Origin of the sequence: Rhodococcus sp. WAY2 (assembly GCF_009859915.1) — a bacterium.
Lineage (GTDB): Bacteria > Actinomycetota > Actinomycetes > Mycobacteriales > Mycobacteriaceae > Rhodococcus_F > Rhodococcus_F oxybenzonivorans.
On sequence record NZ_CP046572.1, the window covers coordinates 2,557,976 to 2,583,909 of the forward strand.

The window sequence follows — 25,934 nt, forward strand, 5'->3', positions numbered from 1 at the left end:
TCGGTGCGTGCCCGGCCTTACTGTCCCGGCGAATCTCACTGCCAGCTGAAATCGGCCCTCAGCCGCCTTGCCACGAGCTCGAACGTCGTCCGCTCCATGACGGCGCCCTCGCGCCGGATCCCTTCCTCGGGCACGTCGAGCACCCGGTCGAGGCGGACCCAGCTCGGGCGACCCTCGGAGTCCCAGGAACCCGAGCCGACCGCCACCCAGTCGCGGTCACCGTCGTGCTTGCTCTGCGAAGACAACATCAGGCCCAGGAGCGTCGCGCCGTCCCGCCCGACGACCAGTACGGGCCGGTCCTTGCCCTGTGCCGGATCTTCCTCGTACGCCACCCAGGTCCACACGATCTCGCCCGGGTCCGCGCGCCCGTCCAGGTCGGGGGAGTATTGCACCCTGCGGGCGCGGTGAGCCGTCGGCGCGGAGTTCGCGGTAACCGGGCGGCCAGCGCTCGGCTTCGGCGCGGTGGTCGCCGAACCGGTCAGCACACCGGCTGCGCGGTCGAGTGCGCCGGACTTCTGCAGCTGCTGCAGCAACTGGGGGCCCTTGTCTCGCGCCAGTTTGGCCAGTGTCTTCCCGATGCTGCTCCACGTGCTCGCCATGGCCGTCGAGCTTAGTGCGTGTATGCCGCAGCAGCCGGAGTCCGGTGGCTTGGATATCCTGACAGGTGACAGTGGCCCGGAACCGGGCCGGTGCCGGTCCAGGTAAGGGGTCCCCCATCAGCAGCTTCGCCGACAAGACGTTCACGGATCCCGCACAGATCCGGAATTTCTGCATCATCGCGCACATCGATCACGGCAAGTCGACGCTGGCCGACCGCATGCTTCAGCTCACCGGCGTGGTCGAAGAACGGCAGATGCGGGCCCAGTACCTCGACCGCATGGACATCGAGCGCGAACGCGGCATCACGATCAAGGCGCAGAACGTCCGGTTGCCGTGGAAGGTAGGTGACGAGGAATTCGTCATGCACCTCATCGACACGCCCGGGCACGTCGACTTCACGTACGAGGTCTCGCGTGCCCTCGAGGCGTGCGAAGGCGCGGTGCTGCTGGTCGACGCCGCTCAGGGCATCGAGGCTCAGACACTGGCCAACCTGTATCTGGCGATGGAGAAGGACCTCACCATCATCCCGGTGCTCAACAAGATCGATCTGCCTGCCGCCGATCCAGACCGCTACGCCGAGGAAATCGCGCACATCACCGGCTGCGAGCCGGGCGACGTGCTGCGCGTGTCCGGCAAGACCGGTGTGGGCGTCAAGGAACTTCTCGACGAGGTCGTGAAGCAGATCCCGGCGCCGGTCGGCGACGCCGACGGACCGGCGCGCGCGATGATCTTCGACTCCGTGTACGACGCCTACCGCGGTGTCGTCACCTACGTCCGCGTGGTCGACGGGCGGATCTCCCCGCGCGAGAAGATCACCATGATGTCGACCGGCACCACCCATGACCTCATCGAGGTCGGCATCATCTCGCCGGAGCCGAAGGCCAGCATCGGACTGGGTGTCGGCGAGGTGGGCTACCTCATCACCGGTGTGAAGGACGTGCGGCAGTCGCGCGTCGGCGACACCGTCACCGCAGCCCGTGGCGGCGCCACGGAACCGCTCGTCGGCTACCGCGACCCCAAGCCGATGGTCTATTCGGGTCTGTATCCCCTCGACGGCTCCGACTACCCGGTGCTGCGCGACGCTCTGGACAAGCTGCGCCTGAACGACGCCGCACTCGCTTACGAGCCGGAGACGTCGGTGGCGCTCGGATTCGGTTTCCGGTGCGGGTTCCTCGGACTGCTGCACATGGAGATCACCCGCGACCGCCTCGAGCGCGAGTTCGGCCTCGAACTCATCTCCACGTCACCCAACGTGGTGTACCGCGTGGTGATGGAGGACGGCGCCGAGCACGTCGTCACCAACCCGTCCTACTGGCCGGAGGGCAAGATCCGCGAGGTGTACGAGCCGATGGTGAAGTGCACCGTCATCGCGCCCAGCGAATTCATCGGGGCGATCATGGAGCTGTGTCAGAACCGGCGCGGTGAACTCGGCGGCATGGATTATCTGTCGGAGACCCGAGTCGAGCTGCGCTACGAAATGCCCATGGGCGAGATCATGTTCGACTTCTTCGACGCGCTGAAGTCCCGCACCAAGGGGTATGCGAGCCTCGACTACGAAGAGTCCGGCGAACAGCAAGCGGATTTGGTAAAGGTCGACATCCTGCTCCAGGGCGAGGCCGTCGACGCGTTCTCGTCGATCGTGCACCGGTCTGCCGCCGGCGCCTACGGCGGACGGATGACGTCCAAGTTGCGCGAGCTCATTCCGCGCCAGCAGTTCGAGGTCCCCATCCAGGCGGCCATCGGCGCGAAGATCATCTCCCGTGAGAACATCCGCGCGATCCGCAAGGACGTGCTTGCCAAGTGCTACGGCGGCGACATCAGCCGTAAGCGCAAGCTGCTCGAAAAGCAGAAGGAAGGCAAGAAGCGCATGAAGACCATTGGGCGAGTGGAAGTGCCCCAGGAGGCTTTCGTCGCCGCGTTGTCCTCCGAAGCGGTCGGCGACAAGCCGAAGAAGTAACGCAGCCCCGCCCGGAGGTGTCCCCTCCGGGGTGTCCGAACGAAAGTAGGTACGCGGCGTGGCAATCGAAACCTGGCTGACCCGGACTCTCGGGATCGAGGTGCCGATCTTCGGAGCCCCGATGGGCGGGCGGGCAGGAGGCACTCTCGTCGGCGAGGTGTCGAAGGCGGGCGGGCTCGGCCTGCTCGGGGCAGCCCGCTATGCCACCCCGGAGTGGATCGCGGACGAGGTGGCGATCGCGCGCAGCATCGGCGGGGACGCCTTCGGGATCGGCCTGATGACCTGGGCGCTCGACGACGATGACGCGCTGCTCGACGCCGCTCTGGCTCAGAACCCGCGGGTGGTCTCGCTCTCGTTCGGGAACCCCGCACCGTATGTGGATCGCGTCCACGACATCGGTGCGCTCGTGGTGTCGCAGGTCAACACCGTCGAGGACCTTCGCGTGGTGGAAGCTGCCGGCGTGGACGTCGTCATCGCCCAGGGCGGTGAAGCCGGTGGTCACACCGGTCGAATCGGGACGCTGCCCCTGCTGCAGGAGATCCTCGAGGCCACGTCGTTGCCCGTGCTCGCCGCAGGAGGAATCGCGACCGGCCGCGGCCTTGCCGCGGTGATTGCCGCCGGCGCCGAGGGCGCGATGATCGGGACCGTCCTGCTCGCGAGCCCGGAGACCATCGGCCCGGAGTATGCGCGGAGCAAACTGATCGCCGCGGGCAGCGCCGACACCGTCTACACCTCGGTGTTCGACCAGGCCCGCAGCCAGCCGTGGCCTTCGCGGTGGGGTGGCCGGGCGCTGCGCAACGACTTCACCGGCAAGTGGCACGACGCCGGCGCCGCAGAGAGCGAACTCGCCACGGCGTACGACCCCGCGAATCCAGACCTCGGGGTCGTGTACGCGGGCGAAGCGGCCGGGTTGGTCACTTCCGAGCAGCCGGCGGGAGCGGTGGTCCGCCGGATCGCCGCCGACGCGGAGCGACTGCTGACGCGTTTCGCGAAGTGACGGCAACGAAGGTGTAGCGCCGAGTCGTCCGATATGCCAAGGTTAGCCTTGGCTTATCGAGAGGGGTGCGCTGTGCGTGGAGGTCTGGTCATCGCGCTCGTGTTGTCGGTGATGTTCGCCGGTGCCGGCTGCAGCGTCGACGCTCGTTCCGACGAGGCAGCCGTGCGGCAGATCACGGTCGAACATCGCTTCGGCACGACGACCGTGGAGGGCACACCGACCCGGATCGTCGCGACGAGCAGCCAATGGCTCGACGCGTTGTTGGAATTCGGCGTCCAGCCGGTGGGGTATCTCTCAGCTGGTCCGATGGGGGACGAGCGGGGACTTTATCCCTGGGAATCCGATGTTGCCGAGGCGGCGGTCGAACTGGACCGAGCGTCGGTGACTCAGTCGGGTGCGCCGTTGCCTGCCGAAGAAATCGCCGCCATGAATCCCGACCTGATCCTCGGTTCGTTCGCCATCACGGATCAAGACGACTTCGATCGAATCTCCGGCATCGCACCTACCGTTGCGGCGATCGGCGATGAACAGGTCGACCCGTGGGAATTGCAAGTCGAGACGCTCGGTCGACTGCTCGGTAAGGAGGGGCAGGCAGCCGAGATCGTCGCGAAGACCGACGGATTCGTGAATGGCCTGACCGAGCGACTGCCCGGCCTCGCGGGCAAGACGGCTGTCCTCTCCCAATTCATGTTCGCCACCGATCAATTGGTGGTGGTGGCCGATCCTGACGACGGCGCGAGTACCGTCTTTCGCCGGCTGGGACTGACATTGCCGCCGGATCTCGTCGAGGAGGCGGGTGCCACGGGCGGTCGGCTGATGCTGAGCCCGGAGAGGGTCGACGCCCTGGACGCCGATCTCGTCGTCATATTGCCCAACGGCGGCACGCGCGAGGACCTGATGGCACTGCCAGGATTCGCCGAGCTTCCGTCGGTGCGTGGCGGTGGGCTCGCGGCCCAGGACTACGCGACCGTGGTGGGATTCAACACGCCGTCGAGCCGCTCACTGGTGTATTCCCTGAACCGGATCATGCCCCAGCTCGAGGCAGTGGCCACCTGATCAGACGGTCTGATGCGCAGGTTGGAAGCCGCCCGCGGCGGCCTCTTCGGCGCGGATGACGTGGACCACTGCGTTGATCAAAGCCAGGTGGGTGAACGCCTGCGGGAAGTTGCCCAGATGTCGTCCCGACGCCGGGTCGATTTCCTCCGCGTACAACTTCAGTGGACTCGCGAAGCCCAGCAGCCGGTTGCACAAATCCTTGGCGCGGTCGAGCTCACCGATCTCGACGAGCGCCGAGACCAGCCAGAAGGAACAGATCGTGAACGTGCCCTCCTTGCCCTCGAGTCCGTCGTCGGTGGTCTCGACCTGATAGCGCAGGACCAGGCCGCCCTCGGTCAGTTCGTCGGCGATGGCGAGGACCGTGGCGCGGATACGCGGATCGTCCGCTGGAAGGAACCGCAGTAGCGGGGCAAGGAGCAGTGAGGCGTCGAGGTCGTCGCTGCCGTAGCGCTGAGTGAAGACACCGCGACGATCCACCCCGTGCTCGAGGATGTCCTCCTTGATCTCGTCGGCCAGGTCCGACCACTGCTGTGCGTAACTCGCCTCACCCTGCTGCTCGGCGAGTTTGGCGCCGCGGTCGAGGGCGACCCAGCACATGATTTTCGACGAGGTGAAGTGCTGTGGTTCGCCGCGCACCTCCCAGATGCCGCGGTCCGGGTGCCGCCAATGCTTGACCGCTTCCTCCACCTGACGTTTGAGCATCGGCCACAACGTTTCGGGAACCCGCTCCCGCGACTTCACGTGCAGATACACCGAGTCGAGGATCGTTCCCCAGATGTCGTGCTGATTCTGGTTGTACGCACCGTTGCCGATGCGCACCGGCTTCGCCCCGCCGTACCCGGACAGGTGATGCAGTTCGGCCTCTTCGAGGGTCTGCTCGCCCCCGACGCCGTACATGACCTGGAGCGGATGATGGTGGCCGTCCTCGGAGGCAGAAACGTCATAGATGAACGAGAAGAAATCGTTGGCTTCACGGTCGAGCCCGAGACTGTACAGACCCCACAACGCGAAGGTCGAATCGCGAACCCACGCGTAGCGATAGTCCCAGTTGCGCTCGCCGCCAGGTGTTTCCGGCAAGGAGGTCGTGGACGCGGCCAGAAGGGCACCCGTGGGCGCGTACGTCAAACCCTTCAATGCGAGCGCACTGCGCTGAAGGTAACCGCGCCACTTGTGGTCGGGGAAACGGCCGATGGTGATCCATTCGCGCCAGCACTTCGCGGTGTGCCACATCTTCTGGGCGGCCTCGTCGAACGTCTGGGGTGCGGGCAGGTGCGACCAGGACAGCGCGACGAACACGTTGTCGCCCTCGACCATGCGGGTTCGGGCCCTGGCCTCGCGGCCCTCGAGGCCGATCTTCAGATTGGTGGTGAGCCGCAGCACCGGATGATCACCCGGGCCGCTCGCGTTGCAGGTGGCCGTGGCCTCCTCGTACACCTTGCCCGTGTACTCCCAGTGCGCTGTGCCACGGTGATAGTCGAAGGCAGGTTCGCAGCTCATCTCGAATTCGACCGTTCCGTTGACGCACTTGACCGTTCGCAGTAGAACATGCTCGGCGTCCCAGTCGGTGGGTGTGCGCCGATGCGAACGGGAGCGTTGCTCGGTGTTGTGCCACGGGCCGAGCACCAGCGCGTCACGCACGATCAGCCACCCCGTCTCGGTTTGCCAGGTGGTCTCGACGATGAGCCCGCCCGGCAAGTAGCGGCGGGCCGCCGGCACGTTCTGCCCGTACGGACCGATGCGGAAGTGGCCGGCGCTGCGGTCGAGAATCGCGCCGAAGACGCTGGGGGAGTCGGGACGTGGGATGCACATCCATTCGACGGCCCCGTTGCGGGCGATCAGGCACGTGGTTTCACAGTCCGAGAGGAACGCGTAGTCGTCGATCGGCGGAAACGTGTCGTGCCGATGGTGCCCGCCGGATGCGGTCTTACCAGGGGTCGTCGGCCCGAACGGAAGCTTCTGGTTCTCGGTGGACACCATCTGGACATCATCGACCGCCTGCGTCGCGCCGTCCACCTGTGCGGCCTCCCGACATCGGCGGGCGATAGGGTGGTGCGGTGGAATTGATGGCGGGTTGGTGGGACGGCTTCGAGCTGTGGATCGCCGGCCTTCCCTTCGTTCCTCAAGTCGCACTCGTGCTGCTGGTCATGGTGCCGGTGTGCCGCGGCGTCGCGTGGCTGCTCGATCGAGCACTGGCCGCAGTCTTCGTCCTGCTCAGGCGGGATGTTCCCACAGTGGAGGAACCCTGATGCCGCGCTCCCGCGTCACACTCGCCTTGCTCGCGCTCATCGTTCTCGTTGTCGTCGCCTGGCTGCTCACCCGATAGCTCGGTTCGATTCGAGAGGCTGGTTCAGCCTCTGCTACAGTCCACGGCGTGTCTGAAGCCGCTGTACACCAGGTCCGCCATGAATTGGCGTTGATCGCTGTCGGCATGCTTGCAGTCGCCGACATCGACTGTTGTTGATTCTCACCTCGCACCCAGCAGTCGGCATTTCCCGCATCGAGCAGTTCCGCCGCCGATGGCGCATCGCTCTTTCCGTTGCGTTCCTGCAGGTGCCGATGGGCGCGTCCCCCCTCTTCTCGTTTCGCACTACTCCTCTGTAAACAGTTCCCAGGAAGGTTTCTCCATGAAACGCCGTTCTCGTAGTCTTCTCACGGCCCTCGTGACACTCGGAGCTGTGGCACTGACCGCGTGCAGCGGCGGCGCGAGCGACACCGCCGGCAGCGACGCGGTGGGTGCAGACGGCAGTGCCGGCACCATCAACCTCTTCGCGTACGCGGTGCCCAAGCCCGGCTACGACAAGCTGATCCCCGCGTTCAACGCCACCGAAGAAGGCACGAACGTCGCGTTCCAGCCGTCGTATGGCGCGTCCGGTGACCAGTCCCGCAAGGTCAAGGACGGTGCCGAAGCCGATTTCGTCAACTTCTCGGTCGAGCCCGACGTCACTCGTCTCGTCGACGCGGGACTGGTCGACAAGACGTGGAACCAGGATGCCTACAACGGAATCCCCTTCGGTTCGGTGGTCACGATCGTCGTCCGTGAGGGCAACCCGAAGAACATCCGGGACTGGGACGACCTTCTGAGCCCCGACGTCGAGGTGGTCACGCCCAACCCGTTCAGCTCCGGATCGGCGAAGTGGAATCTGCTCGCACCGTATGCCGCGAAGAGCAACGGCGGCCAGGATCCGAACGCCGGTCTCGCCTACATCACCTCGCTGGTCAACGACCACGTGAAAATTCAGCCGAAGTCGGGCCGTGAGGCGTCGGAGGCGTTCCTGCAGGGCACCGGTGACGTGCTGCTGAGCTACGAGAACGAGGCGCTGTTCATGGAGAGCAACGGTGATCCGGTCGAGCATGTGACCCCGCCGACCACCTTCAAGATCGAAAATCCGGTCGCCGTGCTGTCCAACAGCAAGCACCTCGACAAGGCCAACGCGTTCAAGGACTTCCTCTACACCCCCGAGGGGCAGAAGCTGTGGGCGGAGGCCGGGTTCCGTCCGGTCGACCCGGCCGTGGCGACGGAGTTCGCCGACAAGTTCCCCCAGCCGGCGAAGTTGTGGACCATCGCCGACCTCGGCGGCTGGTCGAAGGTCGACCCCGAGTTGTTCGCCAAGGACACCGGGTCGATCGCCGTGATCTACGACAACGCAACCAGGTAACACCGACATGAGCGACGCACCAACGACGACGGCGGTCGGCACCGGCACCACGGTGCCGTCCCCGCCCGATCGCCGCACCCGTAAGAAACTCGTTCAGGTCACCGGCGCGGTCGGACCGTTGGGTATCGGTGTCGCGACCCTGTGGCTGAGCATCATCGTGGTGCTTCCCCTCGCCGCCCTGACCGTGGCGTCGTTCGGTGACGGCATCAGCGGCTTCGTCGACGCCATCACCAGTCCGGTCGCGTTGGCCTCCCTGCGGGTCACCATCATGGTGTCGGTCGTGGTGGCGGTGATCAACGTGGTGATGGGCACGCTGATCGCGTGGGTGCTCGTCCGCGACGAGTTTCCGGGCAAACGGATCGTCAATGCGCTGATCGATCTCCCGTTCGCACTCCCGACGATCGTGGCCAGCATCGTCCTGCTGGCCCTCTACGGGCCGGAAAGTCCCATTCACATCTACCTCAACGCGACGCAACCCGGACTGATCGTGGCACTCGCATTCGTGACGCTGCCCTTCGTGGTGCGTTCGGTGCAGCCGGTACTCATCGAGGTGGACCGGGAAGTGGAAGAAGCTGCGGCGTCGCTCGGTGCAGATAATGTGACGATCTTCCGGCGAGTCGTCGTCCCGACCCTCATGCCTGCGATCATCAGCGGTGCAGGGCTGGCGTTCGCCCGTGCGATCGGCGAATACGGGTCGGTGGTCCTCATCGGCGGAAACATTCCGCGTGAGACCCAGATGGCATCGCAGTACATTCAACAACAGATCGAAATCGATCGGCCTGCCGCTGCGGCGGCCGTGTCGGTGGCACTTCTGGCCATCGCGTTCGTGACGTTGTTCGTTCTGCGGCTTCTCGCGAGTCGTGGCCAGCGTCGTGAGGAGCAGGCGGAATGAAACTGTCGGGACCCACCCGCATCACTCTGCGCACCGTCGCGCTGCTCTACCTGTTCGGCCTTCTCGTCGTGCCGATCGCGGTCATTCTCTACCGAACGTTCGAGCGTGGCATCGGTGCGTTCATCGACTCCATCTCGACCCCGGCGGCAATCTCGGCGCTCAACCTGTCGATGCTGATCGTCGCCATCGTCGTGCCGATCAACGTGGTGTTCGGAATCGTGACCGCCCTCGCTCTCGTACGGGGACGATTCCCGGGTCGTGGTCTGGTGCAAGCCGTGGTGGATCTGCCGTTCGCCGTGTCCCCGATCGTCGTGGGTGTGTCGCTGATCCTGCTGTGGGGTACCAACGGCTGGTTCGGGGGAGTGGAATCGCTCGGGTTCAAGGTCATCTTCGGACTGCCGGGAATGGTGATCGCCACGTTGTTCGTGACGCTTCCGTTCGTGGTGCGCGAGGTGGAGCCCGTGCTGCACGAGATCGGGGAAGAACAGGAGCAGGCGGCCGCGACGCTCGGGGCAAACAAGTGGCAGACCTTCTGGTTGATCACCCTCCCCGCCATCCGGTGGGGTCTGACGTACGGGGTAATTCTCACCATCGCCCGCTCGTTGGGCGAGTTCGGCGCCGTCATCATGGTGTCGTCCGGGTTCCCCGGAGTCTCGCAGACCCTGACACTGCTGGTGCATTCGCGGTACATCGACGACCACAACACCTTCGGGGCATATTCGGCGGCCACCCTGCTGATGGGCATTGCCGTACTCAGCCTGCTTCTGATGACTCTGCTCGACCGTAAGAGGAGCACCACATGATTACCGTGACCGGCGCGCGCAAGAACTACGGATCGTTCGCTGCCCTCGACGACGTGACCATCGACATCCCCTCGGGTTCGCTCACTGCGCTCCTCGGTCCGAGTGGTTCCGGCAAGTCGACACTGCTGCGCTCCATCGCCGGCCTGGAGGCACTCGACTCCGGCACGGTGGTGATCGGCGGGAAAGATGTCACGAACGTCTCGCCGCAGAAACGTGACATCGGATTCGTGTTCCAGCATTATGCGGCGTTCAAGCACATGACGGTGCGCGACAACGTCGCGTTCGGACTCAAGATTCGAAAGAGGCCGAAGCCGGAGATCGACAAGAAGGTCAACGAGCTCCTCGGAATCGTCGGGCTCGATGGGTTCCAGCACCGATACCCGGCTCAGTTGTCCGGCGGGCAGCGACAGCGCATGGCGCTCGCCCGGGCATTGGCTGTCGATCCCCAGGTGCTGCTCCTCGACGAGCCGTTCGGTGCCCTCGACGCCAAGGTGCGGACCGACTTGCGCACCTGGCTGCGCCGGCTCCACGACGAGGTGCACGTGACCACCGTCCTCGTCACCCACGATCAGGAGGAGGCACTCGATGTCGCCGACCGGATCGCCGTCCTCAACAGGGGCCGCATCGAGCAGATCGGTGAACCGGCAGACCTCTACGATCGTCCGGCCAACGATTTCGTGATGTCGTTCCTCGGTTCGGTGGCCAAGCTCAACGGCCAGCTGGTCCGTCCTCACGACATCCGGCTCGGCCGCGACCCCGACATGGCACTTGCCCAGAAGGCGGGAACCGCGGAGTCGCTCGGGGTGACACGGGCCACTGTGGAACGGGTGGTGCATCTCGGGTTCGAGGTGCGGGTCGATCTGCGCAACGAGGCGACCGGCGAGCGTTTCTCGGCCCAGGTGACGCGGGGTGACAGCGCGGCGCTGCATCTGCAGGAGGGTGAAACGGTGTACGCGCGGGCCACCCGGGCACCGGAGCTTCCCGAGGCGGAAATCCCGGTGTCTCTATAGCCCGGTGTCTCTGTAATCCCGAGCCGACGAGGAGGCGATTGTGACAACTCCGGCAGTGCCCGCAACCCGCGACAACGTGCTGATCGTGCACTGGCACGACCTCGGCAGACATCTGGGTTGCTACGGTGCGTCCGGTGTGCGAAGTCCGAACCTCGACCGGCTCGCCGCGGAGGGAGTGCGGCTGACCGACGCGCACGCGGTGGCACCCCTGTGCTCCCCGTCGCGGGGCGCTCTCTTTTCGGGCCGGTACCCGCACAGCAACGGTCTCGTCGGACTCGCCCATCACGGATGGCAGTATCACGACGACGTGCAGACGTTGCCGTCTCTTCTGTCGAACGCCGGGTGGTACACGGCCCTGTTCGGCATGCAGCACGAGACGGCATACCCGAAGCGGCTCGGCTACCACGAGTACGACGTGACGAATTCGTACTGCGACTACGTCACCGATCGTGCGTCCGGGTGGTTGTCCCGATTCCCGCCACAGCCGTTCCTGTTGACGGCGGGATTCTTCGAGACGCACCGCCCGTACCCGGCGGACCGCTACCGGCCGGCCGACCCGGAGAGCTTCGCGGTGCCGTCGTACCTGCCGGACCGGCCGCAGGTGCGCGAAGACCTGGCCGGGTTTCACGGTTCGATCGAGGTGGCGGACGCGGCCGTTGGACGGCTGCTGCACACGCTGGAGGCCGAGGGACTCGACGACAGCACGTGGGTCGTGTTCTTCACCGACCATGGCGAAGCGTTCCCCCGGGCCAAGTCGACCTTGTATGCGCCGGGCACCGGGATCGCGACGATCATCCGCCCACCGCGCCGGTTGCGCGCGGCGCCCCGTGTCTACGACGGATTGTTCAGTGGTGTGGATCTGGTGCCCACCCTTCTCGACCTGCTCGGTGTGCCGGTGCCCGCGGAGGTGGAGGGCGTCTCCCACGCCGAACAGCTACTGGGTGCGTCGAACGACCAGGCGCGCGAGGTGGTGTTCACCGAGAAGACCTTCCACGACACGTTCGACCCGATCCGCGCTGTGCGATCGAAGCAGTACAGCTACATCGAGAACTATGCGCCTCGGCCCGTTCTCGACCTTCCGCTCGACATCCAGAACAGCCTGTCCGGTGACGCGATGGGTACCGAGCACCTCGCGCCACGCCCGAGCAGGGAGCTCTACGACCTCGCTGCCGATCCCGACGAACGCGTGAACGTCGCAGACACCGAATCCTTCGCCGGCATCCAGGCCGAGTTGTCGCTCGAGCTTCACGCGTGGCGACGGGCCACCGGCGACGCCATTCCGAGCGATGAGGAGGGCACCGCCTACGCCCGAACCGCAATGGAGAAGTATCTCGCCAAACTGGACCGCACGCCCGATGTGCGGTCGGCGTACAGCGCGGAGCGCGGCATCCTCGACGAACCGCGGAACAACACCGACACCTGACCGGCCGAAATCGAAGATCCGGTTCAGCCCTCGCACGCCCCGTGGCAGTGGTGCACTGAGAGCGTGAGCATCGATTGCCCGTCCCGTCCGCCCACACCTCTGCGCGAGGTGCTGCGCCGCCTCGGCGCGGCGGCAGTGCTCTTCGGGACCGGGGAGGAAGTCGTGACGGGTATCAGTCAGGACTCGCGTCTCGTCCGGCCGGGCGACCTCTATGCGGCGCTGCCCGGCCAGCGCTGGCACGGCGCCGCGTTCGCCGCCGAAGCCGTCTCGCGTGGTGCGGTCGCGATGCTGAGTGACCACCCGTCGGAACTCCTGCCGACCATCGTCGTGGACGATCCGCGGTGTGCTGTGGGGCCGCTCGCTTCCGCACTCTACGGAAATCCCTCCGGCGCACTCGATGTCTACGGCGTGACGGGAACGAACGGAAAGACCAGCACCGCATATCTCCTCGAGGCAGGTTTGCGCGGCGCCGGAATTGCCGCCGGACGGATTACCGGCATCACGGTGCGGGGACGCCGCGGTTCGCGGGACGCTGTCCGGACCACTCCCGAGGCCTCCGAACTCCACCAAACTCTCGCGGCTTTCAAAGACCAGGGGGTCTCCGCGGTGGCGATGGAGGTGTCCAGCCACGGGCTCGCGCTGCATCGCGTCGACGGAACGTCGTTCGGTGTAGCCGTATTCACCAATCTGGCACGGGACCATCTCGATTTCCACAAAGATATGGATTCTTATTTTGCCGCGAAGGCGAGGCTGTTCAGCGCCGAGCGTTGTGCGACAGCGGCAATCGGCATAGACGACGAATTCGGTCGCCGCCTTGCCGCCACTGTGTCCGTGCCCCGTCTGACCTTTTCCTCGAGGTCTGTGGCGGCAGATATTTACGGAGACGACGTGCACGCCGACGAGGGTGGAACTTCGTTCAGGTTGCACGGCCCGTCGGGGACGACCACGATTCGACTGCGGCTCCTGGGAGCACATCAGGTGGACAACGCACTTGCCGCCGTCACGGCTCTGACTGTGCGCGGGGTCGACCTCGACGGCGCGATCGCCGGAATCGAAAGCCTCGACACCGTGCCGGGTCGTCTCGAAGCGATCGACGCCGGCCAGCCCTTCCTGGCCTTCGTCGACTACATGCACAACACGGGAGGTCAGCGGCGGTTGTTCCCGTATCTTCGCTCCCTGACCCGGGGCAAGGTCATCGTTGTCATCGGGGCGACGGGCAATCGTGATCCGGGTAAGCGCGCCCCGCTAGGGACGACGGCAGCCGAGCTCGCCGACATCGTCGTCGTCACAGACGAAAGCCCGTTCTCGGAAGATGCCGAGGTGCTGCGGGACGACGTCGCAGGAGCGGCGCGGAGGGTGAAGACCGCTGAGGTACTCGTCGTCCCCGAACGCGGCGAGGCCATCGCGACCGCGGTCACGCTGGCCGCACCCGGTGACGTCGTCGTCGTAGCGGGTCGCGGTTCCGACGCCGTGCAGGATTTCGGCCGGGTCCGGCGACCTTTCGATGATCGCGTCGCCCTTTATGACGCCGTACTCCGGTCCGCGCGGGCGTGAGCAGACCCGGCCTCGAGCCTCGACGGCGCCGCGCCAGCGCTACCGAACCTCGTGTCGGGCCAGTACGGCAAGGATGCGTTGTACGAGCTCGTCGAGATCGGCACCCGTGGTATCGAACGCGAGGTCCGGATCATCGGGCTCCTCATAAGGCGCGTCCACACCTGTGAGGCCACGCAGCTCGCCGGCCCGCGCACGAGCATAGAGGCCCTTCGGATCTCGTCGTTCGCATTCCTCTACCGGCGTGCTCACGTGAATCTCGAGGAACGGCAGTCCCGCCGCCTCGTTGAGGGCCCTCGCGATGGTGCGATCCGACCGGAGTGGAGACACCATCGAGGCGATGGCGACCACCCCGGCGTCGGCGAACAATCGGGTGAGGTGTCCGACTCGCCGGATGTTCTCGGCGCGGTCCCCCGGGCTGAACCCCAGATCGTCGGAGATTCCGTGCCGCACATTGTCGCCGTCGAGCAGATACGCCGTTCGCCCCGCGTCGACGAGCGTGCGTTCGAGTGCTACAGCCACCGTCGACTTCCCCGAGGCGGGAAGCCCGGTGAGCCAGATGGTGGCGCCGCGCTGACCCGTCGCCGCCCATCGACGGCCACGGTCGAGAGAGGAAGGGTGCCAGGTGATATCGCGTCTCGTCTGCGCTCCCGGTACCACTTCCCGGGAATCGAGGACAGTGCCGGCGCCGATCGTGTCGTTACTGCTCTCGTCGATGAGGATGAATGCGCCGCCATCCCGGTTTTCCGCATACGTGTCGGCGAGGACGACGGTACTGGTGCGCAGCGTTATTCGACCGATGTCGTTGAGAGCGAGTTCGGCGGGGGAGTCGTGTTCGTCGAGAGTTTCCGGGTCCAGTCGAGTGTGCAACGCCTGCACCGTGGCGCGAACGGTGCGGGACGTGTGCTTCACGGCGATGCGATCGCCGGCACGCAAAGGGGTTTCACCGAGCCAGCACACGGTCGCATCGATCTCTCGCGCCGGCACCGGCGCCGAGGCATCGGCGCGGGCACTGACGATGAGATCGCCCCGTGCGACGTCGATGTCGTCGGCAAGTTCCAGCGACACCGACAGGGGCGCGACGGCGACGGAGCGTTCGGGGTCGAGCGTATCGAGGGCGGTCACCGTGCTTCGCGCGCCCGCGGGCAACACCACAACTTCGTCGCCGACTGTGAGAGTGCCGGCCGACAGTCGACCGGTGTAGCGCCGTCGGCGGCCTTCAGTCGGGCGCGCAACCCACTGGACGGGCAAGCGCAGCTGAGCGGTGTTCGCCGATGGGGCAGCGAGTTCCACGGATTCGAGATACTCGAGCAGAGTGGGACCTGCGTACCACGGAGTGGTGCTGGAGCGGTGCACGACGTTGTCGCCCAGTGTCGCCGACACAGGGATCACGGTGAGATCGGCCGCACCCAGATGCCCGGCAAGTATGCGGAGGTCGGACTCGACCTCCCGGAAGCGTGCCTCGTCGAAACCCACCAGATCGATCTTGTTCACGACTGCCACCACGTGAGGCACTGCGAGCAGTTCGGCGATGCGTGCGTGCCTCCGGGTTTGGCGGAGCACTCCGGTCCGCGCATCGACCAGCAACATCGCGACGTGTGCGTTGGACGTCCCGGTGAACATGTTGCGGGTATACCGCTCGTGCCCGGGCGTGTCGGCGAGTACGAAACTACGGGAGGCGGTCGAGAAGAAGCGGTATGCGACGTCGATCGTGATTCCCTGCTCCCGTTCGGCCCGTAGGCCGTCGGACAGGGCGGCAAGGTCCGCGTTCCCATCTTCGTCGGTCACCGCGTCGAGGTGATCGATGGGCAGGCTTCCGGTGTCGTGAAGGAGCCGGCCGATCAGCGTGCTCTTTCCGTCGTCGACACTGCCTGCAGTCGCGAGTCTCAGCAGTTGGCGCGGTGCAGTGATGGTCATCAGAAATAGCCCTCGCGCTTCCGGTCTTCCATTGCTGCAGCCGACGTTCGGTCGTCGGCTCGGGTCTGGCCGCGTTCGGAGACGGTGGCGGCCATGATCTCGTCGATAACCCCCGCGACGTTGTCGGCCTCGGAGAGGACGGCACCCGTGATGGTGAGGTCGCCGACCGTCCGATATCGGACCCGGAGTTCCTGCACCACCTCACCGGGCGCGGGCTGCGTGTGTTCGGACACGCCCACAAGGATCCCGTCGCGCTCGAACACTGTGCGGCGGTGTGCGAAATAGATCGACGGCAGCTCGAGATTCTCGAGTTCGATGTACCGCCAGATGTCGACTTCCGTCCAATTGCTCAACGGAAACACGCGCACCTGTTCGCCCCGGCGAATTCTCCCGTTGTAGAGCGACCACGGCTCGGGGCGCTGCGCACGCGGGTCCCATTGGCCGAACTCGTCGCGGAAACTGAGCACTCGCTCCTTCGCGCGGGCCCGTTCCTCGTCCCGCCGGGCGCCACCGAACGCGGCGTCGAATCGGTGCTGTTCCAACGCGTCGAGCAACGTGCGTGTTTGCAGCCGGTTCCGTGACCCGCTCGGACCGCCCGCCTCGGTGACCCGGCCACGATCGATCGACTCCTGCACGGACGCGACGAGGAGCGAGTGCCCGCCCTCGGCGAGTCGCCGGTCCCGGAACTCGAGTACTTCCGGGAAGTTGTGACCGGTGTCCACATGGAGCACGGGAAAGGGAACAGGCGACGGACGAAAGGCTTTCTCCGCGAGGCGAAGTAGAACGATCGAGTCCTTGCCGGCCGAGAAGAGCAGTACCGGCCGTTCCAGTTCGGCCACGACCTCGCGAATGATGTGCACGGCCTCGGCCTCGAGTGCGCGCAGTTCCTCGACGGGGGCGACTGTGGATTCCGCAGATCTGGAATCCGCAACGATAGAACCGTGGGTCATACCGGGTACCCCTTCGCCGTTGCTTCGACGCGATAGCGTTCTGCCCATTCGCGGGAGCGGCCGTCGCTCTGGCGTTTCAGTGGCGGCGGCGGTGCCAAGTCCGGATCCAACCCGAGCGCAAGAAGAACCTTCGCAGTGGTGGCCTGCGGATCGGCCACCAGATCGGTGAAGCTGACCTCGAGAGGAGACAGGTTCTCCGCCGCAAACCAGTCGCGCCAGCCGCGCTCCTGGTCACGCAAAATCCGCGCAAGGTGGGCGATGCCTTCGGCGTTGTACTCGGCGCCGTCGTTCGGTGCCGGTGGAGTCGCGTCGTCGCGCCAGACCTGGGTCTGGACGGCCCGCCACATCGACACCGCCTGATCGACGACATCGGGCCGGTACACGTGAATGAAAGTGATGTCCGTGCCGAGAACCTCGTCGAGGGCGGACCGGAGATCGGCGCCGGAACGGTGGGGTAACCCCGCCGCGCGATCGAGCAGCAGGGAAACCTGGTTCCACATGAGCTTTCCGCCCCACACCCCGTTGGGTGTGCGCCCGAGACTGAGTAGTTGATCGCGCCACTGCTCGGCCGTGCGGGTGTCCTCGACCCCCGGTTCCAGCGGCGCGAGGAGTGAGAGCACCGCTTCGTCGGTGACACCCTCGAACCACTGCCGCGGTTGCGGTGACCGGCTGGTGGACGGCAAATACTGGAAGAACTCCTCAGGATTGCCGGCCACCGTGGTGGCGCGAAGTGACTCGACGAGCAAAGTGCTGCCACTACGCTGCGACGCGCAGACAAGGTACGACTGGGGCTCCGGCATGCCGGAAACTATAAACGCGAAATCAAGTGTCGCAATCGGTGGTGCATTTGATTTTGCGTGATGGAAACACTTGTCTTTTCTGCAGGCTGTGCATGGGGTGTTGTGACACTGCGATCAACCAAAAAGACGCAGTTCAGAAGTATTTCGGATTGCTGGATGCGACGCCGGATTCCGGCACAAGATTGGTTCTGTACTACGTCGATATTAATCAGACTGATCGCAATTGCCTGCGTGCGCTCAGCCTTTACGGCAGACCAGCACCGGGCACCGTGCGTGGTGGATCAGGCTCTGACTGGTGGAGCCGATGAACGACGCGGTGAAGGGGCTGCGCCCGTGACTGCCGACGGCGATCAACTGCGCCCCGAACGAGTACTCGAGGAGTACCTTCATCGGCCCGCCCCGCTCGAGGCACCGCGTGACCTCCACGTCGGGGTACTGCTCGCACCATCCGGCAAGGCTCTCTGCGAGCCAGGCCTCCTCGTGCTGAACGAGGTCGGTCCAGTCCATGAATCGCCGCGCCTCCGAGTACCACGCCCCGAACGTGGAGTGCTCCGCCCAGGTGTGCACGGCGACCAGTGGGGCGCCGAAGAACGATGCGAACTCGAAGGCGTGGGATACCGCCATGTCGCTCAGTTCACTGCCGTCCACACCCACCACGATCGGGCGATTGCCGCTGACCTCGTGGCCCTGGATCCCACGCCACACAACGACCGGGCATTCGGCGTGGTTCGACACCCGCACGACGTCGGAACCGGCATACACCGATTTCATTTCACTGGTGGCCGCAGGTCCGAGGACGATCATCCGCGCGGTACGGGACAGATCGATCAACACGCGTGCCGGGGGTCCGTCGACGATGCTCCGCTCGATCTCCACGTCGGCACGGCCGTCACGCAACGCGCGTTCCGCTGCCGCGAGGAGCGCCTCTGCCTCGGCGCGGAAGTCGTGCCGGGCCTCGCCCGCGGGGGCCCGGCCGCGTGACTCGGGATGCTTGGGCAGCACGTGGACCAGGCGCAGCGGCTCCTCGAAGCGCTCCGCTGCGGAGGCGGCCCACTGCGCCGCCTCCACTGCGCCGTCCGATCCGTCGATGCCTGCCACGATTCCGTGCCGGATGATCTCAGTAGCCATGGTGGACTCCCTCGCCTCTGTTTCAGTTTGATCCAGAACGACGGCGGTGCGCCAGGGGAGAAGGAATGTGACGCGAGGGGTTGATTCCGTTTTTGGTGCCGGCCGGCGGGTGCTCAGGCGGACAAGACCGTGCACGTCCGCGACTCGGTGCGCGTGTCCGCATACCGATCGAGCATGACGTCGAGCAGCCGGGCGTGCGGTCCGATGGTGGCGGAGTAGGTGATGTCGCCTGCGCAGGACTCGGCTGCACGGCTCAGCCGGTCGGTGAGCAGTCCGGGGGCGAGGAACCACGGCGCGATCACGATGCGTGACGCGCCTGCCGCGTGAAGATGCGCGATCGCCTGCTGCACCGTCGGTTCGGCTGAAGTGGCGAAACAGGTGACAGCGCCGGACCACCGGGTGCCGGCGAGAAGTGCGTCGGCCAGCCTCCGGGTTCGGTCGTTCGCTGCCGGGTCCGAGGAGCCGACCGCCGCGAGGACCACCCCGAGACCGGACTCGCCGGTGGAGCCGCCGGCCTCGACGATCCGGTCACGGACGGCGTCGAGGAGCCGGGGATCATGCCCGAGTACGTCGGCTTGACGGACCTCGAGCCGGGGGTGCCGTCGCCGGGCGGCGTCGAGAAGTGCGGGTAGGTCGACCCGGGCGTGGAAGGCAGCGCCCAGCAACATCGGCACGACCACCACCGAGTCATGGCCCTCCGCGGCCACCGCGTCGATCACCTGATCGACCGACGGCGCAGTGAGGTCGAGGAAGCACAGGCGGACATCGAGGTCCGGACGTCTCTCGCGCAGCGCCGACACGGCAGCCGCCACCACCTGCGCGCTGCGGGGGTCGCGACTGCCGTGCGCGACAGCGATCAGCGGCGTCACTGCACTCAGACGCGCTCGCCGAGCTCCACCGAGGCGATGGCGTCTCCGACGAGTCCTGCGGCGAGCGTGTTGCCGCCGGCCGGATCGATCAGCAGGAAGCTGCCGGTGTGGCGGTTCACCGTGTAGTCGTCCGCGAAGATCGGTTCGGCGACACGCACCGAGATCTTCCCGATCTCGTTGAGCTCCAACGACTCCGGGCTGGGCTCGGAGGTGAGTTCCTGCTCGTTGAGACGCTCGACCAGGGTGCCGACAATGGCCTGGGTGGTGCGGGTGCCGTGCTTGAGAAGCAGGCGCGCCCCGGGCCGCAGCGGTTTCTCGGCCAACCAGCACACGGTGGCATCGAACTCACCGAGCGGTTCCGGCGCATCTGCAGGCGAGGCGATGACGTCGCCACGCGAGACGTCGACGTCGTCGGCGAGAACCAGGGTGACGCTCCGGCCTGCGTGTGCGCTGTCGAGTTCACCGTCCGCGGTATCGATCCGGGTCACCGTGGTGCGCACACCGGACGGCAGGATCACCACTTCGTCCCCGGGCTCCACCGCACCTGCCGCGACCTGCCCGGCGTATCCGCGGTAATCCGGGAATTCGGGGGTACGGGGTCGGATCACGTACTGGACCGGGAAGCGGAGGCCGACCCGGTGCGGTTCGGCGTCCACCGGCACGGACTCGAGGTGCTCGATCAGGGTGGGACCGTCGTAGTACGGCGTGTTGTCCGATCGGACCGCGACGTTGTCGCCGTGCAGTGCTGACACGGGGATCTCGAGGACGTCCTCGGACGCCCAGCCGAGTGAACTGGTGAGCGAGTTGAACTCGGCCGAGATCTCGGCGAACACACTGGCCGGATCCTCGACGAGGTCGATCTTGTTGACCGCCAGCACCAGCTTGGGAACCCCGAGCAGAGCCAGAACTGCAGCGTGCTTACGGGTCTGCGAGATCACACCCTTACGGGCGTCGACCAGCAGAATCACCAGCTGCGCGGTGGACGCTCCCGACACGGTGTTGCGGGTGTACTGCACATGCCCGGGGGTGTCGGCCAGCACGAAGGACCGGCGTGGGGTGGCGAAGTACCGGTAGGCGACGTCGATGGTGATGCCCTGCTCGCGTTCAGCGCGCAGACCATCCACCAGCAGCGACAGGTCGGGGGTGGACAGACCCTTGTCGACCGAGGCCCGGGTGACGGCATCGATCTGGTCGGCGAGTACCGACTTCGTGTCGTACAACAGTCGGCCCACGAGAGTGGACTTGCCGTCGTCCACACTGCCGGCGGTGGCGAGCCGAAGTAACTGGGTGCTTCGGGGGCTACCCACGTGGAGGTCGCTCATGATCAGAAGTAGCCCTCTCGCTTGCGGTCTTCCATGGCCGCTTCGGAAACTCGGTCGTCGCCGCGTGTCGCGCCGCGCTCGGTCAATCGGGATGCCGCGACCTCGGCGAGGATCGCCTCGTTGTCGGCGGCGTCGGAAAGGACTGCGCCGGTGGTCGATCCATCACCGACAGTGCGGTATCGGACCGACAAGGTCTGCAGTTCCTCGCCCTCGGTCGGACCGCCCCACACGCCCGGGGTCATCCACATGCCGTCGCGCTGGTACACCGCACGCTGGTGGGCGTAGTAGATGCTGGCGAGTTCGACATTGTCGCGGGCGATGTAGCGCCAGATGTCGAGTTCCGTGAAGTTGCTGAGCGGGAACACACGGACCTGCTCACCGGGGGAGTGTTTGCCGTTGTACAGGTTCCACAGTTCTGGGCGCTGCTTCTTCGGGTCCCACTGGCCGAACGCGTTGCGCAGTGAGAAGATGCGCTCCTTGGCCCGGGCGCGTTCTTCGTCGCGGCGAGCGCCACCGAAGACGGCGTCGAAACGGTTCTCGGCAATCGCGTCGAGCAACGGCACAGTCTGAAGAGGGTTGCGGATCCCGTCGGGACGTTCGGTGAGGCGACCGTCGGCCAGGTAGTCCTCGACCTTCGCGACGTGCAGGCGCAGGTTGTACTTCGAGACCACGTGGTCGCGGAAGTCCAGCACCTCCTGCAGGTTGTGGCCGGTGTCGACGTGCAGCAGGGCGAAGGGCAGCGGTGCAGGCCAGAACGCCTTGATGGCCAGATGCAGCAGCACCGTCGAGTCCTTGCCACCCGAGAAGAGGATGACCGGACGTTCGAACTCGCCGGCGACCTCACGGAAGATGTGGATCGCTTCCGACTCGAGCGCGTCGAGTGTGTCGAACTGAGTGCCGTTCAACTGCGGGCGAACGCCCGTGTCGGCAACGGAGGTGGAGAAATCGATGCTCATGAGGCGTGCAACCCGCATTCTGTCTTGGCCTGACCGGCCCAGCGGCCGCTGCGCGGATCGCTGCCGGGGGCTGGCTTGCTGGTGCACGGAGCGCACCCGATGGACGGATAACCTTCGTCGACAAGCGGATTCACGAGAATCGAGTGCTCGTCGATGTAGGCCTGCATGTCTTCGTCGGACCACGCGGCGATCGGGTTGATCTTCACCAGACCGAACGCCTCGTCGAACGAGATCAGCGGCGCGTTGGCCCGCGTGGGGGCCTCGACCCGCCGGATACCGGTGACCCAGGCCTTGTAACCGGCGAGAGTCTTCTTCAGCGGCGCGACCTTGCGCAGTGCGCAGCACCGGTTGGGCTCACGGGCGAACAGATCCTTGCCCTCCGCCGCGTCCTGCTCGGCCACGCTGGCCTCGGCGCGGGCGTTGATGATGTTGACCCCGTACACCTGCTCCACGGCATCGCGGGTGCCGATGGTCTCCGCGAAGTGATAGCCGGTGTCGAGGAACAACACGTCCACGCCGGGATGAACCTGGGCGGCGAGGTGGACCAGAACACCGTCCTGCATGTTCGACGCGACGATGTAGCTGTTCCGATACCCCGTCGCGTCGCTCGCACCGTCCCCGAACGTCTCTTCGGTCCACTGCAGCAGCTCGTGCGCGGTGGCACCTTCGAGGTTTGCTGCTCCGCGCTCGGCAAGGAGCCGGAGATCGTCGTGTGTGGCTGTGGCGAGATTCACCGCAAGTCTCCTTCGTCAGCTCGAACGACCCATTCCGCGAAGCGCTCACCTTCGTTGCGATGCTTCACGAACTGGCGGACGACGCGATCGATGTAGTCACCGAGTTCGGTGCTGGTGACCTTGTGCTGCCGGAGCTTCCGGCCGAAAGCTGCATCGAAACCGAGGCTGCCACCGAGGTGGACCTGGAAGCCCTCCACCTGGTTGCCTTCGCCGTCGTCGACGAGCATTCCCTTGAATCCGATGTCGGCGACCTGGGAACGGGCGCACGAGTTGGGGCAGCCGTTGATGTTGATCGTGATCGGCACATCGAGCTGCGCGTTGATGTCGGCCAGCCGCTGCTCGAGTTCGGGAACCAGCACCTGCGAGCGCTTGCGCGTCTCCGCGAACGACAGCTTGCAGAACTCGATGCCCGAGCAAGCCATCAGGTTCTTGCGCCAGTGCGACGGACGAGCGGGCAAACCCACCTCGTCCAGGTCGGCGATCAGCTGGTCGAGCTTGTCGTCGGCGACGTCGAGGATGATCAGCTTCTGGTAGGGCGTGAAGCGGATCTTGTCGCTGCCGGCGCGTTCGGCAGCGTCGGCGACCTTCGCGAGAATGGTGCCCGACACACGGCCGGCGATGGGCGCGACCCCGACGGCATTGAGGCCGTTGCGGGTCTTCTGCACGCCGACGTGATCGATGGGACGCAGCGGCTTCTCCGGCGCCGGGCCGTCGATCAGCTTGCGCTTCAGGTACTCGGTCTCGAGCACCTCACGGAACTTCTCGATACCCCAGTCCTTCACGAGGAACTTGAGCCGGGCCTTGGCGCGCAGCCGGCGGTAGCCGTAGTCACGGAAGATCGAGACAACGGCTTCCCAGACGTCGGCGACCTCGTCGAGCGGCACCCACACGCCCACGCGCTGCGCGAGCATGGGGTTGGTGGACAGTCCGCCGCCGACCCAGAGGTCGAGACCGGGACCGTGCTCCGGATGGTTGACACCGATGAACGCGACATCGTTGATCTCGTGGACCACGTCCTGCTGACCCGAGATGGCGGTCTTGAACTTGCGCGGCAGGTTGGAGTACTCGGGCTTCCCGATGTAGCGGCGGACGATCTCGTCGATCGCGGGCGTGGGATCGAGGACCTCGGTCAGCGACTCACCGGCGAGAGGCGAACCCAGCACCACGCGCGGGCAGTCGCCGCACGCTTCGGTGGTCTTGAGACCGACACCTTCGAGGCGCTTCCAGATCTCCGGGACGTTCTCGACCTCGATCCAGTGGTACTGGACGTTCTCGCGGTCCGAGAGGTCGGCAGTGTCGCGGGCGAACTCCGTGGAGATACCGGCGATGGTGCGGAGCTGTTCGACGTTGAGTGCGCCGGCGTCGCACCGCACCCGCATCATGAAGTGCCGGGCCTCGAGCAGGTCGATGTTCTCGTCACCGGTGAAGGTGCCGTCGTAACCCTGCTCGCGCTGGGTGTAAAGACCCCACCAGCGCATGCGGCCACGCAGGTCGCTCTTGTCGATGCTGTCGAAACCTTGCTTCGAGTAGATGTTCTCGATGCGTGCCCGGACGTTGAGCGGGTTGTCGTCCTTCTTCGCCTGCTCGTTGGCGTTGAGCGGCTCGCGGTAGCCGAGGGCCCATTGTCCCTCGGCCCGTCGGCGGGTCGGCTTCGCCGTGCGGGTGCGAGTGGGCGCGGGAGCTGCGTCGGTGGCAGCGGGGGAGGCGTCGGTGGTCGACGTCATGGAGCACTCCTGTGTCTCACGGTGCACCGGCTGAGGCCGAGGAGGAACGCTGTTCCTCGCTCGGGGCGTACGAATCCGGCCGGAAGTCGAGAAGAATGATGAACGGGCTGACAGGCTGGTTTACTGCGCGCAGCAGGGCAGACAACAACAGCTGCAGACACGCTTGAGATCGACGTGGCGACGTGCCACCAGTCGCACTCCGGGTCCGGTCATGCGGTCCATTGTGCCACGTCAGATCGCTGACTCCGAGCCGGGGACCGATTTCCACCATTTTTGCGGGAAATATCACGCTTGCGTGCATTTCTTCCGGTCGGTCGGGAGGTGACACGGCCCGTGGAATCGCCGCGACGCAACACCGTGGACACTGGAGGAGTGAGCGGAACGAGTACGACCCCCGGCAGTCTGCGCGAGGCGGACCCCTTCGTGCTGCCGGAACGGTCTCTCGCCGGTGTGGGGAGTCGTCCGTTCGGCATCTACATCCACGTTCCGTTCTGCGCCACACGCTGCGGTTACTGCGATTTCAACACCTACACGGCCGGTGAACTCGGCACGTCGGCGTCCCCGCAGTCGTGGATGGAGGGATTGCGCCGCGAACTCGACGCGGCAGCGGAGCTGACCGGGGCGCCGGCCGTCGACACGGTGTTCGTGGGCGGCGGTACCCCTTCACTGCTGGGCGGTGACGGTTTGGCCGACGTCCTCGGCGCCGTCCGCGCGAGCTTCGGGCTGGCCGATGGCGCCGAGGTCACCACGGAATCGAACCCCGAGTCGACATCGCCGGAGTTCTTCGACCGGCTCCGCGCAGGCGGGTACACCCGCGTCTCGCTGGGCATGCAGTCCGCAGCCCAGCACGTCCTGAAAGTGCTCGATCGGACGCACACTCCCGGTCGGGCGGTCGCCGCCGCCCTCGAAGCGCGGGCCGCCGGGTTCGAGCACGTCAACCTCGACCTCATCTACGGCACACCGGGCGAACGCGACGAGGACCTCGACCTCTCGCTGGATGCGGTGCTCTCGGCGGGGGTCGACCACGTCTCGGCCTACGCGCTGATCGTCGAGGACGGTACCGCGCTGGCCAGGAAAGTCCGTCGAGGTGAACTGCCCGCACCGGACGACGACGTGCTGGCATCGCGCTACGAACGTATCGACGCCCGCCTCGCCGACGCCGGTCTGACCTGGTACGAGGTGTCGAACTGGGCTGTGAGCGGAGCGGAATGCCGGCACAACCTGGGGTACTGGGACGGCGGTGACTGGTGGGGAGCCGGCCCGGGCGCCCACAGTCACGTCGGGGGCGTGCGCTGGTGGAATGTCAAACACCCGGCCCGCTATGCCGAGCAGCTCGCGGCCGGATCGCTACCGGTCGGCGGAAGTGAACACCTCACCGACGAGGATCGCCACCTCGAACGGGTGATGCTGACCGCACGGTTGCGGACGGGCCTGCCGGTAGCCGAGCTCGACGCCGGGGAACGCCGCTCCGCCGACGCAGTAGTGAAGGACGGGCTTCTGCTGCGAGACGGCGACCACCTGGTGCTGACCGATCGGGGACGGCTCCTCGCCGATGCCGTGGTCAGGACCGTTCTCCGGTAGCCGGACAG

General features: G+C 66.0%; 24 protein-coding genes. 12 read left to right on the forward strand and 12 right to left on the reverse strand.

Going from position 1 to position 25,934, the window contains the following annotated elements; genetic code table 11:
* Positions 1–35: 35 nt before the first annotated feature.
* Positions 36–599 (reverse strand): type II toxin-antitoxin system PemK/MazF family toxin, encoded by a 564-nt coding sequence (locus GFS60_RS11890; protein WP_159921443.1) that lies wholly within the window; start codon positions 597–599, stop codon positions 36–38.
* Between the two features lie 65 nt (positions 600–664).
* Between GFS60_RS11890 and lepA the strand changes: the two genes are divergently transcribed.
* From lepA to GFS60_RS11905, 3 genes are all read left to right on the forward strand, one after another.
* On the forward strand, positions 665–2,557 hold the full coding sequence (lepA, locus tag GFS60_RS11895) for a translation elongation factor 4 (protein WP_109328974.1): 1,893 nt from the start codon (positions 665–667) through the stop codon (positions 2,555–2,557).
* A gap of 58 nt (positions 2,558–2,615) precedes the next feature.
* Complete coding sequence (locus GFS60_RS11900) at positions 2,616–3,554, forward strand: NAD(P)H-dependent flavin oxidoreductase (RefSeq protein WP_159921445.1); 939 nt, start codon at positions 2,616–2,618, stop codon at positions 3,552–3,554.
* A 72-nt stretch (positions 3,555–3,626) separates the two neighbouring features.
* Positions 3,627–4,610 (forward strand): ABC transporter substrate-binding protein, encoded by a 984-nt coding sequence (locus GFS60_RS11905; protein ID WP_236603441.1) that lies wholly within the window; start codon positions 3,627–3,629, stop codon positions 4,608–4,610.
* On the opposite strand, the gene GFS60_RS11910 is transcribed toward GFS60_RS11905, so the two are convergent.
* Positions 4,611–6,587 (reverse strand): glycoside hydrolase family 15 protein, encoded by a 1,977-nt coding sequence (locus tag GFS60_RS11910; protein WP_159921447.1) that lies wholly within the window; start codon positions 6,585–6,587, stop codon positions 4,611–4,613.
* A gap of 86 nt (positions 6,588–6,673) precedes the next feature.
* Between GFS60_RS11910 and GFS60_RS11915 the strand changes: the two genes are divergently transcribed.
* From GFS60_RS11915 to GFS60_RS11945, 8 genes are all read left to right on the forward strand, one after another.
* Positions 6,674–6,856 carry a hypothetical protein gene (locus tag GFS60_RS11915; RefSeq protein ID WP_284708046.1) on the forward strand — a complete coding sequence of 61 codons (183 nt, stop codon included), beginning with the start codon at positions 6,674–6,676 and terminating at the stop codon, positions 6,854–6,856.
* A gap of 125 nt (positions 6,857–6,981) precedes the next feature.
* Positions 6,982–7,071, forward strand: a complete 90-nt coding sequence (locus GFS60_RS40105; protein WP_317746273.1) for an Ms4533A family Cys-rich leader peptide — start codon at positions 6,982–6,984, stop codon at positions 7,069–7,071.
* Positions 7,072–7,234: 163 nt separating this feature from the next.
* On the forward strand, positions 7,235–8,266 hold the full coding sequence (locus tag GFS60_RS11920) for a sulfate ABC transporter substrate-binding protein (RefSeq protein WP_159921451.1): 1,032 nt from the start codon (positions 7,235–7,237) through the stop codon (positions 8,264–8,266).
* A 7-nt stretch (positions 8,267–8,273) separates the two neighbouring features.
* Positions 8,274–9,158, forward strand: a complete 885-nt coding sequence (gene cysT / locus GFS60_RS11925) for a sulfate ABC transporter permease subunit CysT (protein ID WP_159921453.1) — start codon at positions 8,274–8,276, stop codon at positions 9,156–9,158.
* Positions 9,155–9,961, forward strand: coding sequence for a sulfate ABC transporter permease subunit CysW (cysW, locus tag GFS60_RS11930; RefSeq protein ID WP_109328983.1), 807 nt, complete (start codon positions 9,155–9,157; stop codon positions 9,959–9,961). The genes cysT and cysW overlap by 4 nt, the downstream gene beginning before the upstream one ends.
* Positions 9,958–10,971: a sulfate/molybdate ABC transporter ATP-binding protein gene (locus GFS60_RS11935; protein WP_159921455.1), complete on the forward strand. Its 1,014-nt coding sequence runs from the start codon at positions 9,958–9,960 to the stop codon at positions 10,969–10,971. Before cysW ends, GFS60_RS11935 begins: the two co-directional genes overlap by 4 nt.
* 40 nt (positions 10,972–11,011) lie before the next feature.
* Positions 11,012–12,394, forward strand: a complete 1,383-nt coding sequence (locus GFS60_RS11940; RefSeq protein ID WP_374433877.1) for a sulfatase family protein — start codon at positions 11,012–11,014, stop codon at positions 12,392–12,394.
* Positions 12,395–12,457: 63 nt separating this feature from the next.
* Positions 12,458–13,948, forward strand: coding sequence for a UDP-N-acetylmuramoyl-L-alanyl-D-glutamate--2,6-diaminopimelate ligase (locus GFS60_RS11945; RefSeq protein ID WP_159921457.1), 1,491 nt, complete (start codon positions 12,458–12,460; stop codon positions 13,946–13,948).
* Positions 13,949–13,987: 39 nt separating this feature from the next.
* On the opposite strand, the gene cysC is transcribed toward GFS60_RS11945, so the two are convergent.
* The 10 genes from cysC to GFS60_RS40360 form a co-directional block, all read right to left on the reverse strand.
* The gene (gene cysC / locus GFS60_RS11950; protein WP_159921459.1) at positions 13,988–15,862 is read right to left on the reverse strand and encodes an adenylyl-sulfate kinase; all 1,875 of its coding nucleotides are present in this window, start codon (positions 15,860–15,862) and stop codon (positions 13,988–13,990) included.
* Positions 15,862–16,812, reverse strand: a complete 951-nt coding sequence (gene cysD, locus GFS60_RS11955) for a sulfate adenylyltransferase subunit CysD (protein WP_159921461.1) — start codon at positions 16,810–16,812, stop codon at positions 15,862–15,864. The genes cysC and cysD (GFS60_RS11955) overlap by 1 nt, the downstream gene beginning before the upstream one ends.
* Positions 16,809–17,612, reverse strand: coding sequence for a trehalose 2-sulfotransferase (stf0, locus tag GFS60_RS11960; protein WP_159921463.1), 804 nt, complete (start codon positions 17,610–17,612; stop codon positions 16,809–16,811). Before stf0 ends, cysD (GFS60_RS11955) begins: the two co-directional genes overlap by 4 nt.
* Before the next feature lie 237 nt (positions 17,613–17,849).
* Positions 17,850–18,740 carry a universal stress protein gene (locus GFS60_RS11965; RefSeq protein ID WP_159921465.1) on the reverse strand — a complete coding sequence of 297 codons (891 nt, stop codon included), beginning with the start codon at positions 18,738–18,740 and terminating at the stop codon, positions 17,850–17,852.
* Between the two features lie 113 nt (positions 18,741–18,853).
* On the reverse strand, positions 18,854–19,609 hold the full coding sequence (locus tag GFS60_RS11970) for a sirohydrochlorin chelatase (RefSeq protein ID WP_159921467.1): 756 nt from the start codon (positions 19,607–19,609) through the stop codon (positions 18,854–18,856).
* Between the two features lie 5 nt (positions 19,610–19,614).
* Complete coding sequence (locus tag GFS60_RS11975) at positions 19,615–20,931, reverse strand: sulfate adenylyltransferase subunit 1 (RefSeq protein WP_159921469.1); 1,317 nt, start codon at positions 20,929–20,931, stop codon at positions 19,615–19,617.
* 2 nt (positions 20,932–20,933) lie between these two features.
* Positions 20,934–21,887: a sulfate adenylyltransferase subunit CysD gene (gene cysD / locus GFS60_RS11980; RefSeq protein ID WP_109328997.1), complete on the reverse strand. Its 954-nt coding sequence runs from the start codon at positions 21,885–21,887 to the stop codon at positions 20,934–20,936.
* Positions 21,884–22,621, reverse strand: coding sequence for a phosphoadenylyl-sulfate reductase (locus GFS60_RS11985; protein ID WP_159921471.1), 738 nt, complete (start codon positions 22,619–22,621; stop codon positions 21,884–21,886). Before GFS60_RS11985 ends, cysD (GFS60_RS11980) begins: the two co-directional genes overlap by 4 nt.
* Entirely contained in the window at positions 22,618–24,345 is a 1,728-nt protein-coding gene (locus GFS60_RS11990; protein ID WP_159921473.1) for a nitrite/sulfite reductase, read from the reverse strand. Before GFS60_RS11990 ends, GFS60_RS11985 begins: the two co-directional genes overlap by 4 nt.
* Positions 24,346–24,465: 120 nt before the next feature.
* Positions 24,466–24,567 (reverse strand): Ms4527A family Cys-rich leader peptide, encoded by a 102-nt coding sequence (locus GFS60_RS40360; RefSeq protein WP_374433888.1) that lies wholly within the window; start codon positions 24,565–24,567, stop codon positions 24,466–24,468.
* A 150-nt stretch (positions 24,568–24,717) separates the two neighbouring features.
* Here GFS60_RS40360 and hemW point away from each other — a divergent pair, with 150 nt between their 5' ends.
* Positions 24,718–25,926, forward strand: a complete 1,209-nt coding sequence (hemW, locus tag GFS60_RS11995) for a radical SAM family heme chaperone HemW (RefSeq protein WP_201453557.1) — start codon at positions 24,718–24,720, stop codon at positions 25,924–25,926.
* Positions 25,927–25,934 lie beyond the last annotated feature (8 nt).

Excerpts from the sequence above, each read along its gene's own strand:
- GFS60_RS11890 (WP_159921443.1), bottom strand. The coding sequence starts at position 599 with ATGGCGAGCACGTGGAGCAGCATCGGGAAGACACTGGCCAAACTGGCG.
- GFS60_RS11910 (WP_159921447.1), bottom strand. The coding sequence starts at position 6,587 with ATGGTGTCCACCGAGAACCAGAAGCTTCCGTTCGGGCCGACGACCCCT.
- GFS60_RS11915 (WP_284708046.1), top strand. The coding sequence starts at position 6,674 with ATGGCGGGTTGGTGGGACGGCTTCGAGCTGTGGATCGCCGGCCTTCCC.
- GFS60_RS11920 (WP_159921451.1), top strand. The coding sequence starts at position 7,235 with ATGAAACGCCGTTCTCGTAGTCTTCTCACGGCCCTCGTGACACTCGGA.
- cysT (WP_159921453.1), top strand. The coding sequence starts at position 8,274 with ATGAGCGACGCACCAACGACGACGGCGGTCGGCACCGGCACCACGGTG.
- cysW (WP_109328983.1), top strand. The coding sequence starts at position 9,155 with ATGAAACTGTCGGGACCCACCCGCATCACTCTGCGCACCGTCGCGCTG.
- GFS60_RS11935 (WP_159921455.1), top strand. The coding sequence starts at position 9,958 with ATGATTACCGTGACCGGCGCGCGCAAGAACTACGGATCGTTCGCTGCC.
- cysC (WP_159921459.1), bottom strand. The coding sequence starts at position 15,862 with ATGACCATCACTGCACCGCGCCAACTGCTGAGACTCGCGACTGCAGGC.
- cysD (WP_159921461.1), bottom strand. The coding sequence starts at position 16,812 with ATGACCCACGGTTCTATCGTTGCGGATTCCAGATCTGCGGAATCCACA.
- stf0 (WP_159921463.1), bottom strand. The coding sequence starts at position 17,612 with ATGCCGGAGCCCCAGTCGTACCTTGTCTGCGCGTCGCAGCGTAGTGGC.
- GFS60_RS11965 (WP_159921465.1), bottom strand. The coding sequence starts at position 18,740 with ATGGCTACTGAGATCATCCGGCACGGAATCGTGGCAGGCATCGACGGA.
- GFS60_RS11975 (WP_159921469.1), bottom strand. The coding sequence starts at position 20,931 with ATGAGCGACCTCCACGTGGGTAGCCCCCGAAGCACCCAGTTACTTCGG.
- cysD (WP_109328997.1), bottom strand. The coding sequence starts at position 21,887 with ATGAGCATCGATTTCTCCACCTCCGTTGCCGACACGGGCGTTCGCCCG.
- GFS60_RS11990 (WP_159921473.1), bottom strand. The coding sequence starts at position 24,345 with ATGACGTCGACCACCGACGCCTCCCCCGCTGCCACCGACGCAGCTCCC.
- GFS60_RS40360 (WP_374433888.1), bottom strand. The coding sequence starts at position 24,567 with ATGGACCGCATGACCGGACCCGGAGTGCGACTGGTGGCACGTCGCCAC.